General features: G+C 58.3%; 14 protein-coding genes. 6 read left to right on the top strand and 8 right to left on the bottom strand.

From position 1 onward, the window contains the following. Positions 1–45 precede the first annotated feature (45 nt). Positions 46–1797 (bottom strand): alpha/beta hydrolase family protein, encoded by a 1752-nt coding sequence (locus B3Z17_RS13995; protein ID WP_286830388.1) that lies wholly within the window; start codon positions 1795–1797, stop codon positions 46–48. Positions 1798–2113: 316 nt separating this feature from the next. Between B3Z17_RS13995 and B3Z17_RS13990 the strand changes: the two genes are divergently transcribed. Together B3Z17_RS13990 and B3Z17_RS13985 are read left to right on the top strand one after the other, a co-directional pair. After that, positions 2114–3037 (top strand): fatty acid desaturase family protein, encoded by a 924-nt coding sequence (locus B3Z17_RS13990; RefSeq protein WP_286830387.1) that lies wholly within the window; start codon positions 2114–2116, stop codon positions 3035–3037. A gap of 113 nt (positions 3038–3150) precedes the next feature. Further along, complete coding sequence (locus B3Z17_RS13985; protein ID WP_286830386.1) at positions 3151–4404, top strand: serine hydrolase domain-containing protein; 1254 nt, start codon at positions 3151–3153, stop codon at positions 4402–4404. Here B3Z17_RS13985 and B3Z17_RS13980 read toward each other — a convergent pair. Beyond that, positions 4401–5564, bottom strand: coding sequence for an alpha/beta hydrolase-fold protein (locus tag B3Z17_RS13980; protein WP_286830384.1), 1164 nt, complete (start codon positions 5562–5564; stop codon positions 4401–4403). The genes B3Z17_RS13985 and B3Z17_RS13980 overlap by 4 nt on opposite strands. 152 nt (positions 5565–5716) lie before the next feature. Here B3Z17_RS13980 and B3Z17_RS13975 point away from each other — a divergent pair, with 152 nt between their 5' ends. Beyond that, positions 5717–6313 (top strand): methyltransferase family protein, encoded by a 597-nt coding sequence (locus B3Z17_RS13975; protein ID WP_286830382.1) that lies wholly within the window; start codon positions 5717–5719, stop codon positions 6311–6313. A gap of 57 nt (positions 6314–6370) precedes the next feature. Here the strand turns inward: B3Z17_RS13975 and B3Z17_RS13970 are convergent, their stop codons facing one another. The 5 genes from B3Z17_RS13970 to B3Z17_RS13950 all read right to left on the bottom strand — a co-directional run bounded on the left by B3Z17_RS13970 (position 6371) and on the right by B3Z17_RS13950 (position 10735). Beyond that, positions 6371–6631: a hypothetical protein gene (locus B3Z17_RS13970; protein WP_286830381.1), complete on the bottom strand. Its 261-nt coding sequence runs from the start codon at positions 6629–6631 to the stop codon at positions 6371–6373. Positions 6632–6731: 100 nt separating this feature from the next. Further along, positions 6732–7055, bottom strand: coding sequence for a hypothetical protein (locus tag B3Z17_RS13965; RefSeq protein WP_286830379.1), 324 nt, complete (start codon positions 7053–7055; stop codon positions 6732–6734). A 9-nt stretch (positions 7056–7064) separates the two neighbouring features. After that, entirely contained in the window at positions 7065–9131 is a 2067-nt protein-coding gene (locus tag B3Z17_RS13960; RefSeq protein ID WP_286830378.1) for a TonB-dependent receptor, read from the bottom strand. Beyond that, on the bottom strand, positions 9076–9471 hold the full coding sequence (locus B3Z17_RS13955; protein ID WP_286830377.1) for a c-type cytochrome: 396 nt from the start codon (positions 9469–9471) through the stop codon (positions 9076–9078). Before B3Z17_RS13955 ends, B3Z17_RS13960 begins: the two co-directional genes overlap by 56 nt. Continuing rightward, the gene (locus B3Z17_RS13950; RefSeq protein WP_286830376.1) at positions 9458–10735 is read right to left on the bottom strand and encodes a PQQ-dependent sugar dehydrogenase; all 1278 of its coding nucleotides are present in this window, start codon (positions 10733–10735) and stop codon (positions 9458–9460) included. Before B3Z17_RS13950 ends, B3Z17_RS13955 begins: the two co-directional genes overlap by 14 nt. Positions 10736–10839: 104 nt before the next feature. Here B3Z17_RS13950 and B3Z17_RS13945 point away from each other — a divergent pair, with 104 nt between their 5' ends. The 3 genes from B3Z17_RS13945 (at position 10840) to B3Z17_RS13935 (ending at position 13431) form a co-directional block, all read left to right on the top strand. Beyond that, the gene (locus tag B3Z17_RS13945) at positions 10840–11361 is read left to right on the top strand and encodes a GNAT family N-acetyltransferase (protein WP_286830374.1); all 522 of its coding nucleotides are present in this window, start codon (positions 10840–10842) and stop codon (positions 11359–11361) included. A 70-nt stretch (positions 11362–11431) separates the two neighbouring features. Beyond that, the gene (locus B3Z17_RS13940) at positions 11432–12031 is read left to right on the top strand and encodes a nitroreductase family protein (RefSeq protein ID WP_286830373.1); all 600 of its coding nucleotides are present in this window, start codon (positions 11432–11434) and stop codon (positions 12029–12031) included. Continuing rightward, positions 12031–13431, top strand: coding sequence for a protein adenylyltransferase SelO family protein (locus B3Z17_RS13935; RefSeq protein ID WP_286830372.1), 1401 nt, complete (start codon positions 12031–12033; stop codon positions 13429–13431). Before B3Z17_RS13940 ends, B3Z17_RS13935 begins: the two co-directional genes overlap by 1 nt. Here B3Z17_RS13935 and B3Z17_RS13930 read toward each other — a convergent pair. Further along, a complete protein-coding gene (locus B3Z17_RS13930) occupies positions 13418–13867 on the bottom strand; it encodes an ABA4-like family protein (protein ID WP_286830371.1) in 450 nt (149 codons plus the stop codon). The genes B3Z17_RS13935 and B3Z17_RS13930 overlap by 14 nt on opposite strands. Between the last annotated feature and the right edge of the window lie 8 nt (positions 13868–13875).

Below are 13875 nucleotides of genomic sequence, written 5' to 3'. Positions count from 1 at the left end.
CTACTCTAGCCGCCAACCGCACCAAGCGGCAAGCTTGCCATATCGTTATCGCTGGCTGCCCGGCCCAATATGGGCATCGAGGAAATTCAGTGTGCTCTGGTAATAGATACGCTTGTCTGCCGCCCGCTTCAACTGATGTTCCGCGCCCTCAAGAACGATGAATTTATGCACTTTCTCAAGCCGGGTCAGCACCGTGTGCATCAATTGCCCGTGCTCGAAACGAACATTCATATCGTTGGTTGAATGCAGCAGCAACACCGGCACCCGGACCAGGTCGGCCCGGTTGACAGGTGACCGCCGCCTGAGTGCCCATTTCGACAGACGGCCCTGAATACGCGGAGTCGTCAGCATATGGAAACGACCTTCCTCAAGGTGGCGGATCAGAAGCTCGATCGATGTCACACCGTTCAGACTGACCGCGCAGCCGATCAGGTCGTCATCCTTGATCGATGACATCAGCGCCGCGTAGCCGCCATAGGACCCGCCCACCACACAAATCTCACCCTTACGCGCGATGTTCTGGTCAACCAACCATTCCGTTGCTGTGCGCACGTCATCCTGCATGTCGTGGCCCCATTCGGCATAGCCCGCGCGGCGCCACCGTTCGCCGAAGCCACTGGAGCCACGGAAGTTTGGCTGCAACACACTGTATCCGTTTGCCGTCAGCCAGCTGACAAAGGGGTTATAGCTGTCAGTCACCCGCTTGACCGGCCCGCCATGCACCAGCACCACCGCGCGGCCCGTGTGCGCGCGGCTCAAGAGCGCGTGCATCTGGCCCTTGCCTCTGGGCAGGTCGATCCACACGCCTTTGGTCTCAGGTGTCGGCAAGGCATCTTCCGCAGGGTCATACGGCAGCGGGTTCAGCAAATCGACTTCCGCGTCATAGAGGAAATAGCGGGACGGCGCATGCTTAAGCCGCGCCCGATAAAGCTGCCGCCTGCCATCCACGCTGGCTGCAACCAGCGACAGGTTGGCAACACCGGCACGCGCCGCCATATCCTTTATGCGGTCCTGATGCGTGGCCGCCCACACCATGTCCTCAATCCCGTCCTCTTCGTATGTGGCGCCCACCGCCAGGTTGGTCTCCGGGTCCAGAATGGCGGCCACAATGTCATACCGGTCATGGCCGGCCAGCCTCTTCATGAAATCGCCGCTTCTCGCATCCATTCGCCACAAAGCGCGGGTATCGCTGTCGTGCGAGGACAGCACCAGTGCTGTTGCCCCGCCGGTTTCCACCGCCAGCACAGCCAGTGCATCATCATCGAAATAGTCCCGGTCGCGGATCATGTCCCAGCTGCCGTCAGCACGCGGCGCAAACAGGCGGTGCCGCCGCGCCACAAAGCCTTCCCCCAGGATAATCTCTCCCTGCGGCGACGCCCACCAGCGGATCACCGGCTTCCAGCCACCAATGATCTTCTCGCTCGCGCCTGAGACTGCATCCACCCTAAACACAGCCGGATACCCCGGCACGCCCGGGTCCTCCCACTGCAGCAGGATGCGGCGCGGGTCTTCCGGCAGGGAACTCAATAGCACCGGAGGCAGATCACCCGGACGCGGTCCTTCACCGTCAATCAGAGGGCGCAGCCGCCTGAGGTGCGCGTCATAAAGCACCAGCCCGTGTTCATTCAGGGAAAGAAGCAACCGCCCGCCGCCAACCCAGGCCATCCAGCTGAGATCTTCAAACGCATAAGGCAGCACCTCGGCTTCATTCAGGCCGGCGTCTGCGTACCAGACAACCAGTTCAGACACATCCTCGTTACGGCGAAGGCCGGACAGAAAATGCCCATCCCGCGACATGGAAACCGCCGCCAGGAAAGGCGGCTGTGACAACTGCTTGAGCAGCGTGGCCTCTCCCACTGCCAATGCCGCGGGCAAAGGCAACATCAGGGCAAGAAGGAGCAACGATATCAAACGGCTAACACGGTCGTACATAGATACAGGCTAGCATGCAAATCTTAACGCTCAAATAGGTCTTCCGTTCAAATCACAAGCTGGCAGGAACCCTCTTGATATGAGATCCGATCGGGCCATAGCTTTTATGACTCGCGAACCAGACCGCCATAATGTATAATGATAGCCATTAAATTTAAGTATGGCCGTTCGGGGGGACAGCATGTCGACACAGTGGAACAGCATCAAACCGTCAGATATCCTGACGAAGGAAGAATCGCACCAGCTCAGACAGCGGTCTGACCTGATGGGATTCTATCTTCTGGCCCACTGCTGGGGGCTGATCATCGGCAGCATCACGCTGTTCGCTCTGTTTCCGAACCCCGCTACCTTCCTTCTGTGCCTGATCATTGTCGGCAGCCGCCAGCTGGGGTTGGCCATCCTGATGCATGAAGGCAGCCACGGCATGCTGTTCAAAACGCGCTGGCTGAATGAACGCCTGACGCAGGCGCTGGCCGCATGGCCCATGGTTCTCAACATGAACACCTACCGGAAGCGCCATATGGCGCACCACCGCTTCACCCGCACGGACGCCGACCCGGAAAATTACCTCTACACGCCCTTCCCGGTATCGAAAGGCAGCATGGCCCGCAAGATATTACGGGACCTCACAGGCATCGTATTCCTGCGCACCCAGATCGGCATCTTCCGCTACATCTGGGGTGACCGCGCGGGGCGCCTGGAAAGACTGAAAGCTTTCTATACCGGGCCGATTGTCTTCTATGCAGCCACCGTTACCGGTTTTGCCCTCGCAGGCCGGATGGACCTGTTCCTGCTGTGCTGGCTGCTGCCAATGGCCACCACCCAGCAATTGTTCCTGCGTGTGCGAAATATTGCCGAACACGCCACCATGGAAGACCTTGAGAACCCGCTGAAGAACAGCCGCACCACCATCGCGCGGCCATGGGAGCGCCTGACCTTCGCGCCCTATTTCGTCAATTATCATATCGAGCATCATATGCTGCCGTTCGTGCCCTGCTGGCGCCTCCGGGACGTCCACAAGCTGATGCTCAAACGCGGTTTCGGCAATGAGATGGAAATCCGCACCGGCTACTGGGATATCATCAAGCTGAACGCCTCGGCCTGATCCGCACCCGATGTCACACCGCCTAAATATTTTCGAGGCGGTTTTTGAGTGCGCCTCGGGTATAACTGATAAAAATATCAGTATTTATTCATAATGTTTCCTGGGGAGGGAAAATGTCCATTTTCAAAAAGCGCGGTTTCTGGGCCGTGGTTATCATCATTCTGTTGCCGCTTGGCTATTATGCGGTCAACAAGGGCCAGGCCTTCTACCGCATGGCCAGCTATTATGATGTCGAACACATCACAGAGAATTACCGCAATACCAAAGAATTCTTCACCACCACCACGGTGCATGCCTCGGGCACGCCGTCAGCCTTCGCATACGACACACAGCCCATCACCGACACTTATGTCTATGATGGCGAAGAACGGTCGATCAAGGACCTGATGGTGGAAACCGGCACCACCGGGCTTCTGATTGCAAAAGACGATACCATCCTGTTCGAGGAATATTACCAGGGCGAAAAGGAAGACGACCGGCACATCCAGTTTTCTGTCACCAAAAGCTTCATCTCTGCCTTATTCGGTATCGCCATCAATGATGGCCTGATCGACAGCATCGATGACCCGGTCACCAAATATCTGCCAGAACTCAAAGACACGGGCTATGACGGCACCACGCTCAGGCACGTACTCACCATGTCCACCGGTATCCGTTTCACGGAAGACTATGGCGACCTGACATCCGACGTGAACAGGATGTCCATGGCCATCGGCACCGGTGGCAGTCTGGACGAATTTGCCGCCAGCCTGCCGCGCGACCGCCAGCCCGGCACATACAATGACTATGTCAGCGTCAATACGCACGTGCTGGGCATGGTGCTCAAGCGCGTCACCGGCCAGACCATCACCCAGCTTCTGGAAGAGAAAATCTGGAAACCCATCGGCATGGAGCACGATGCCTATTTCCTGATCGACGGCGAAGGCATGGAGGTGGCCATGGGTGGCCTGCAGGCAAGCTTGCGCGACATGGCACGCATGGGCAGGCTGTATCTTCATGAAGGACGCTGGGGCGACAAACAGATCGTGCCCGCCGACTGGGTGAAGGCATCAGTCACCCCCGAAGCCCCGCACCTGGAGGCCGGCTTTGACAACCCAGGTTCAGAAACACCGTATGGTTACGGCTACCAGTGGTGGACACCGTCGAACCCCCACGGCGATTTCACGGCATCCGGCATCTATCACCAGTTCATCTATGTGGACCCGACAACCGGGGTGGTGATTGCCAAAACCAGCGCAAACAAAGGCTATAACGATCCGGCCAACAAGCTGCAGAAAGACATGATTCTCACGGCTTTCCAGGCAATTTCGGCTGACATCGGCGCACGGGAAATGCCTGCGGAAGAGGCTGTGAGCGAACAGGATTAGCGGGACGCCGCCCGCACCTCCTTCAGCCGCTGTGCGGCATAGGAATTGCCAGCTTCCAGCGCCAAGGCCTTCTCAAAGGCCTTGGTTGCCTGATCGGCTTCACCGACGCCTGCATAATAATCCCCCATACCGCTCCACACCCAGCTGGACGTGGGGAAGTTATCAACATTCATCTGGAAAAGCTGTCGCGCGTTTTCTGGCCACTGATAATAATTCAGCGCATTATAGGCAACGATGTTGGTATAGGCTTGGTCTGGCAGGAACTCCACACCTAGCTTGGCTGAATAGTCCGCATAATGCTTCACTAGTACCATTGGGTCCTTTGCGGCATCTTCAATAGGCGGCGGCGCGTATCCTTTGAAAATGGTGCGAAGCCCATAAACATAGCTTTCAAGCTGCACAGACTGGTGGGTTTCCTTTTCAAACAACTGACCGGCTACCCGGAAATCGCCCGGGGCGCGTGCCTCAATATTACCCAGCATCTCCCGCACTGCGGCAATATGTTTTCCGTCATCGTGCGGCACATACGACACGTAAAGCGTCCGGTTCGGCGCCTCAATATCTGCCATTGTTTGGGACAGTTCCAGCAGATAGTGCCGCTGCATGGTAACAGGCGGGTCAATCATCAGATAGGCGTTGAAGCTGCTTGTACCACTCATCAGATCATACAGGCCAAGGGAACTCCCCGCCGAATGGCCGATCAAAACCCTATATGGCTTGGTGTTGTAAGCAGCTTCGATGCGGGGAAATATTTCCTGCCGCAGCACCTGAAGATAGCGCTCGCCGCCACCAGCAACCGCCAGCCAAGGCTTTGGCTCGCCCTCACCATTGGTATCGTTGGCAGAGACAAGATAGTCCCTGATCCGGTCATTGCTTGGCAGTGCCACAATGATCGCACCTGGGATTACCGAGGCCATCATGTTCTGGGCGCGGGCTATACCGGTCACGGCCTGAAACTGAAGTTCCCAGCCATCAAGCACATAGATTACCGGGTAGGCCTGATCGGGTGTGTAGCCGACCGGCAATGCGACCCCGTAAGACTGCTCTTCGTCCAGAATGTCTGACTGGAAGGTGAAGGACTGCCCGATCGTAATATCTTCGGCACAAACAGGCGTTACAGCAGCAAAGACCGCCAACAACAATACAGCAAATGGTTTCATGATTTCCCCCGGTTCAATCCACCCGCTACGCTATAACAAAATCATAGATTGAACAATACAGCTCACGCGGCGAGAATAATTGCTTGAGCTTGTAGTGGCTCCAACCTTTATGCTTGGCACGAATCAAGGAATTCCGGCAGCGGAGAGATATCATGCCAAGCATCACCACCATCAACCTATTCGGCCCACTGGTCCTGATTGGGCTGGCGCTTATCTGGGGCTTTGGCCGCATTCTGTATCTGCGCCACACAGCGGGTGTCAGCGTGCTGGCGGTGTTGGGCCGCAAACGCAACCCGGTTGAAGCCGGTGCAGGCGTCGTTGCCCTGGTGCTGAACCTTTATATGATTGCCCGACCCTTCTGGCCGTCTCTGGACGACAGGCTGATGGTGCAACCCTTTGCCTATGCCCATTGGGGTGTTCTGCTGATGGCAATCGGAATCCTGATTGCCATGATCAGCCAGATGGACATGGGCCGCAGCTGGCGCATCGGCCTGCCAGAAGAGCTGGAAGAGGACCAACCCCTGATCACCGGCGGGCTTTACCAATTCTCCCGCAACCCGATTTATGTGGGCATCATGCTGTTTTTGCTGGGCAGCGTGGTTGTCGCCCCGGGCCCTGTAACCATCGCCAGCCTTGTGCTGAGCTGGATTTTCATAAGCCTGATCATCCGCGCCGAGGAAGACTTCCTGGCCAGGGAATTCGGTGAGGCGTTCGACGCCTACAAGGCACGCGTGCGCCGCTGGCTCTAGCCCACAAAAAAGCCGAGCATTGCCCGGCTTTTCAACACTTTTTATTACGGTCGATGATCAGTCTTCGACGGTCGGCATTGGCGTGCCGTTCGTGCGGCAGCCATAAACCATGCCCTTGCCTTCGTCTTTCTTGTTGATGACAAAGCTCGATGTCCCATCCGGGCAGGAGAAACGGTCACGGTCCCCGTTCGGCAGCGTTACGGTCACGCTGTCATGGCCGTCATAGTCGTGATAGCCCTTTTCCCCCTCAATGGAGATGGCGCAGGCGCCCAGCGTCAGGCAGGCGGCAGACATAATAATAGCGTTGATTGCTTTCATGATTTTTTCCTCAAACTGTCGTTGTCGTAAACTGCGGGCTCGTTGACCCGCTTTTCTTTATGTTTTTTCTAGTAGCAGAAGTTCACACGAAAGCAAGAAATCAATGCTTTGGCAGGTAGGCCGAGAGGGTCTTTTCCATGAACTGCGGGAAGGAAAGCCCACCGGTTACATCGCCGTTGATATGGATCGACAGGTCACTGCGGATCGAGGCAATCGCCTGCACCATGGCGCCACGCATTTCTGCCGACAGGCCGCTGCCAATCAGCACCATACTGATGGGATGCTCCCGCAGCATCTGGCGCACGTGCTTTTCATTGTTGGCGATATAAAGCTTTGCGTTATAGCCTTTGGCAAGCTGGATCACATAGGGCGGCAGCTTGTCGCCCTTGCGGCACAAGAGAAGATGAAAAACCGGTGTTGCCACTGTGCCCCCCTAAAAACTGGCGTCAAGCCCGACACGCCAGAAGCGCCTTTGCGCCAGCGTCTCAAGCCCATCAGCAGTTACTGCCGACACCACCTTGGCGTCAAACAGATTTTCCGCCTGCGCCGTCAGGGTGAATCGCTCAGAGAGCTGATAGCGTGCGCCAGCATTGATGGTGAATATGGCATCCAGACGGCGGTTATTGAGGTCGTCATCATACTGGCCACCCGCATAGCGGCCTTCGATATTCATGTCCCAATCGTCGCCGTCATAGGCCGCGCGCACGGTGGCGCTGTGCCGCGGTGCCTGAACCGGACGCTTGCCGACAAGGTCAGGCATGGCGTCGAATTTGGTGATGCGCGCGCGGGCATAAAGGTAACTGGCACTCAGCGTCCAGTGCGTGTTCCAGTCAAGCCGGGCGTCCAGCTCAATGCCGTCCGTGATGCTTTCGTCCACATTCGCCCGCTGCCTCAGGACCCCACCTTCGGGCACAAAGCCACCCAGTGGGAAAAAGCCCGGGCCAAAACCGATGGTCACGTTACCGACGCCGTCACGCAGCCAGTTGCGGTAATAGGTGGCGCTGAGCTTCACGGTGTTCAGCGGTTCATAGTCAAAGCCGCCCTCAAGGCCATAGAGCGTTTCCGGCGTCAGGTTCGGGTTGGCCTCGGTGATGTCATTGACCACCCGGAACGGGCGGTAATATTCATTCAGCGTCGGCAGGCGCCAGGTTTTGTAGGCTGCCGCCCGCAGGTCTATGGCCCCAGTGAGTGAGCGCTCAAAGCCCACGCGCCCGGTCCATTCGCCGCCCTTTCGGTTGGGCACAAGGTCAGACCGGTCAGGCGAGGCGAAGCCCGGGAAGCCGTCTTCGATGTTAAACTCATCGCGCACGCCACCGTAGGTCCGCCAGCGGTCGTACCTGAGCGTGGCGGAGAGCGCGCCCCAGTCAGCGTCATGGCTGTATTCGCCGTAGAAACCCAGCGTCCATTGGTCGCCGCCCGCCCGGCGCTGGCGGGTGAAGCCTGCGCCCAGGTTGCGGAAGCGTTCGTTGGTCTCGCCGCTCATGCGGCGACCGTCCATGCCCAGTTCAATCCCGTCAAACTGCACGCGCGCCAAAACGCCCGCGCCCCAGGCGGGCACATCGAATTGGTCCAACACCGCGCGTTCGGTCGTGCGGTCATCGCGGGCGGACGCGAACACATTGGCGAAATCGCGAGTGCGGTAATAGGTGACCAGCTCCCATTGGGTCAGCCCTGGCAGGGTACCGGAAAGCTGAAGCGAAACATCAAAGGCCCGCGTTTCATTAGTTGCGAGCGACAGACCATTCACCCGCTCCTCATCATAGGCACGCAGGGCAAACCGACTTTCAACGTCACCAAGCTGCTGATCGTACGCCAGTGACATCATGGTGGCTTCACTGGCCGCAAGGACATCAACTTGGCCGCGCTGGTCTTCTGCCAATAAATAGTCGCCATCGGTTTTGAAGTGGCCTGCGGACAGGGTCAGGACAGAGGTGTCAAATGCCACGCTCCCCCATGCAGACAGGTCAAACTGATTGTCTCCCCCGTAGCTGACCTTTGTGCGGGCCGAATTCTGTTCCGCTGTTCGGGACCTGAGGTCGATGGCGCCAGTCAGGGCCTGCGCACCATACGCACCGGCGCTACCACCTTTCAGGACTTCGACCTCTGAAACTAGGGACGAACCATAGGACGACCAGTAAATCCAGCCGCCGAACGGGTCGTTCTGGGGCACACCGTCCAAGGTAACAAGCACCCGGCCTGCCGCATTTGCGCCCACAGCCCGCATCGACATGCCCTGTGTTGTCGGGTGTGCGGTCAGGCTATTTGCCCGGCGGAACAGCCCAACGCCCGGCACGGCACGGAGTGTTTCGTCCAGACGAACGTCCACAGCTTCATCAATATCCAGTAACCGGGAGGCCTGCCCCCGATTGCTGCTGGGCAACAGCCTGTGCGCTGTCACCTTGATCAGATCAGGATAGACAAACTCTTCGCACGATTGGCAGGAATCAGTCGCTTGCTGGGCGGCGGTCGCGGACATCGTCAGAAGTGACGTAGCCGCCATTATTATTGAAGTGCGTGCGTACATAAGTGGCAATCAGGGCAATTTCTTTGTCTGAGAGATGCCCGAAAGCCGGCATCTCGTTGGAATAATCCTCGTCCGTCGGCTTCATCGCGGCGCTGCCGAACAGGATCATGTCAATCACGCCGCCAATAGGGCCATTGGCACGCGGCTTGTCAATCAGTTCCGGCTGCATCATGGGCACGCCGCCGCCATCAAACTGGTGGCATGCGGCACAATGTTCTTCATAAAGCGCCTTGCCTTTGGCTTCACGGGCATCTGCCCCAAAGGCGGCACCGGATACCAGTATCGCCGCGATCAGTCCAATGTTACTTGCCTTCATACGTCACCCGATAAATGCGTCCGCCTGACATCAGGCTGGAAATATAGATAGCGCCGTCCGGCCCTTCGGCCAGACCCGTTGGCCGGTGCTTGGCATCGCGCGGGCTTTTGACCACCTCAATGCTAGGGAAGCCGTCTGCGAAGGTAACCCAGTCACCCGCCACATTGCCTGCCTCGTCCATCGGCACGAACACCACCCGGTAGCCCGCCTGCGGCATGGGCGCGCGGTTCCAGCTGCCGTGGAAGGCAATCAGCGCCCCATTCTTATAGCCCATCGGCAAACCGCCGCCCTTAACAAAGATCAAGTCGTTTGGCGCCCAGTGGCCTGGGAAGGCGATCAGCGGCATCTGGCCGCGGTCAGTCGTCTGTTTGCCGTCACCGCCATATTCGGGCATCAGCACGCGGCCATCCACGTTCTGGTCAACATAGCCATATGGCCAGCCGATATTGGCGCCTTCCAGCACCCGGTGGAATTCCTCGGCGGGCAGCTCTGCGCTGGCCTCTGCGTCATAAAGGTCCGGGAAGAAGCTTTGCAGCTGGTCGCGGCCATGCTGCGCCAGATAGAGGCTGTCTACGACCATGTTCCAATCGAGCGCCATGGCGTTCCTGACGCCTGTGGCATAGCGCACACCGTCCGCCTGGGTCTGGCCAGTTTTCGACAGGTCAAAGCGCCAGATACCACCGAAATCCTCCAGGATCGGGCATGGGTCCATGCCAGGCGAGCCCTTGGTCCGCATCTTTTCCATACAGGCGTTCGAAGGCGCCCCGACATTCACATAGATGTGGCCACTGCCGTCGAAAGTGAACGGTTTGTCGGAATGCTGGCTGCGGTCTTCCATGCCTGAAACCACGACCTCGGCTTCACCTGCCGGCGCGCCTTCCGCAGGCAGGTCCCAGCGCAGGATCGAGGTATTGGTGCCATAGTAAAGCTTGCCACCATCGATACCCATGCCGGTGCCTGTCACACCTTCGGCGAACAGCTCGCGCACATCAGCCTTGCCGTCGCCATCGGTGTCCTTCAGCGCCACCGCGCCGAAACCATCAACCGCACGACGCAGGGCCACATATACCCAGCCGCTCTCGGACACCGCCATATGGCGGGCGCGGCCAACCTCATCGGCAAACACCGTGCTTTTGAAGCCTGCGGGCACGCGAATGCCGGTTTCTGCATCAAACGGCGCTGCCGCATCCACGCCTGCCACCTGGGCATGGGCAGGTGCCGCGAGCGCTGCGATCAGAGTTGCTGTGGCAAGTATCTTTTTCATTTTTTCCTCCGGCCTTGATTGCAAGTAGCTATAGCGCAAGCGTATGATGTTGAAAACAAACAAGAAGGTGATCGCACCTTGTTACGACAATCCTGGGGTTTCAGATGAAGATCGAACAAATTGCCAACCTGACGGACCATTTGCCCGCCTTTGTCGACATGCTGGTACGTACAGTGGCAAATGGGGCGTCCATCGGCTTCCATGCACCGCTTGACGAGGCTGAGGCCGAAGCCTACTGGCATGACGTGAACGCAGCGCTGAAGACTGGCCAGCTCTGGATGCTGGTGGCCCTTGCCGGCAACAAGGTGATCGGTGCTGTTCAACTGGAACCTTGCATGAAAGCGAACGGCCTGCATAGGGCAGAGGTGCAGAAGCTGATGGTTCACCCGGATGCCCGCGGCATTGGTGTGGGGCGCAACCTGATGATTGCCCTTGAAGCGCTGGCGCTTGAGAAAGGCCGCACCCTGCTGATGCTGGACACTGCCACCGGTGACATCGCAGAAGGCCTCTATGCCCGCATGGGCTACAGCCGGGTGGGCACTGTGCCCCAATACACTGTGGAAGCAGACGGCACCTTCGGCAACACCACCATTTTCTATAAGCACCTTGACCCGGAAGATGGCTAGCGGCCATTGACACACGCTATCTTAACCCCGATATCCGGATGCAAAGAAACGATAGACCGAAAGCGAGCTTATGCCCTTCAACACGCCCAATGATGCCACCTATGATCTTCTGATGAACCGCCGCAGCGTGAAGGCGAAGGATATGGTGGGCCCGGGCCCAGACCGGTCGGCGATGGAGAAAATTCTGGCCGCAGGCATGCGCGTGCCCGACCACGGCAAGCTCAACCCCTGGCGCTTTCTGGTGCTGACCGGGGCCGACCGCGAAAAACTCGGCGACCTGATCGCCGAAGGCCTGGTGATTGAAGATGAGCGCGACCCCAAGGTTGCCGAAAAAATGAAGGGTTATGCCAGCCAGGGGCCCGTGCTGGTGGTGGCCATCATGTGCATCAACCCAGACCATAAAATCCCGGTGATGGAGCAAGAACTCTCGATCGGGGCGGCGTGCCAGAACATGCTGGTGGCGGCCACCGCCCTTGGCTATGCAAGCCAGTGGCTGACTGGATGGGCCGCTTATAGCAAGACGGTCTCAGACGGCCTGGGACTGGGCGAAAATGAAAAAATTGCCGGCTTCCTGTTTTTCGGCAACCAGGATCGCGACCCAAGCGAACGGCCGCGCCCAGATATCAATGACCACATCACCTGGAGTTTCCCCGAAAGCAAAGAAGCCTGATGACCTACCATCCAGAACCCGCGTTTCAAACCCTTGGCGACGGCTTTGCCGACCCGGTCCAGGCCGCCGATTTCCCAAAAACGATCCTTCGTTACAGGAACGACAGGGCTGCAAAAACCGTGGGGCTGGATCATCTGTCGGATGATGACTGGGTAAAGCATTTCGGCCGGTTTGAGCCGCTCGCGGATAACCTGCCGGAGCCTTTGGCACAGCGCTATCACGGCCACCAGTTCCAAGTCTATAATCCCGATATCGGTGACGGTCGCGGTTTCCTGTTCGCCCAGATGCGCGACGACGCAGACCGCCTGATGGACTTTGGCACCAAAGGCAGTGGCACCACACCATACAGCCGGTCCGGCGACGGGCGGCTGACGCTGAAGGGCGGTGTGCGCGAGATTATGGCCTCCGAAATGCTTGAGGCCCTGGGGGCATACACATCCAAGACCTTCTCCATCATCGAAACCGGCGAAAGCCTGATGCGCGGGGATGAGCCCTCGCCCACGCGCTCCGCCGTCATGGTGCGGCTGACCCACGGCAACATCCGCATTGGCACCTTCCAGCGCCATGCCTATTTCACCGATACGGAAAAGCTGGAAAAGCTGGTCGACTATTGCCTGAAATATTATTTCGATACCGAAATGAAAGGCAGTGCCGCTGACCGGGCGCTCAAATTCCTGGGCCTTGTGATGGAACGGGTGGCCGTACAGGCCGCCGACCTGATGGCCGCGGGTTTTGTGCACGGGGTCTTGAACACAGACAATATCAACATCACTGGCGAGATATTCGATTTTGGCCCCTGGCGCTTCCTGCCCAGGATGGACCTGCAGTTCACAGCTGCCTATTTTGATGAAACCGGGCTTTACGCCTTTGGCCGCCAGCCCGATGCGCTGCACTGGAACATCTACCAGCTCGGAGGCGCGCTGGCGGACATCTGTGAGGAACAGGCGCTGAAGGACACACTCGCTCCCTTCCCCAGCATCTATCTGGCGGCGCTCAGGGAAAAGCTCCTGGCGCGGCTCGGGATCAAGCCCAAGGGCGACAAGGTGGACGATGCTCTCCTCACGCTCATCAACAATTTCATGCTGAAGGAGCAGTTCCCTTACGAGCGCTTCTTCTTTGATTGGTTCGGAGGTGGCGCCAGTGAAAGTCGCGCCATGGCGAGCCCAGAGGCCGAGCGTTACAAGGGCTTTGGCGAGCTATGTGACGCGCTCAAGGGCTATGACCCGGCCCGCCCGGACGCACTCAAGCACCCCTATTTTGAGGGCGATGCCCCCTGCACCATGCTCATTGATGAAGTGGAAGACATCTGGTCCCACATCGCCGACCGCGACGACTGGGCTCCGCTCAACCAGAAAATCGACGCCATCCGGGCGATGGGCGAGGCGCTTAACCCTCGCTAGAAGACAGTCCGGCTGAGGTCGAGATTTTCCGCAAAAGGAAATAGAGCATCAACCCCACGGGGCCGAACATCAGCGACAAGAACAGGATTGGCACCAGCTTCCAGTGGGCCATGCCTTGCCGCGCCCCGTCGCGCACAATCCAGGCACCAATAAATAGGTCAAACACCAGATAGTGTGTCCACCCAAGCAAGACGCCATGTGGATGGCTGAATATTACGGAGACCCCGGCCGCTGTGCTCATGTTGCCGCCCTCGGCCCCTGCACCAAAGACCATGGCCCACACCAGAAGAACGGTGTAGAGCATGCCGTAGGCCAGCGGGTAGATGCCGCTGTGCACAAGGGCGGTTGTCACACGGGCACGGGGTGCAAGCGCCAGCAGCAGCCAGGCAGGCAACACCCCAATGTTGATGATCTTGTATATCAGTTCATAGTCCATAGCTGCCC

It is taken from the genome of Kordiimonas sp. UBA4487 (assembly GCF_002389025.1).
GTDB lineage: Bacteria > Pseudomonadota > Alphaproteobacteria > Sphingomonadales > Kordiimonadaceae > Kordiimonas > Kordiimonas lacus.
The sequence above is the reverse complement of the archived record's forward strand: the minus strand, read 5'-3'. Positions and strand labels throughout refer to the sequence as shown.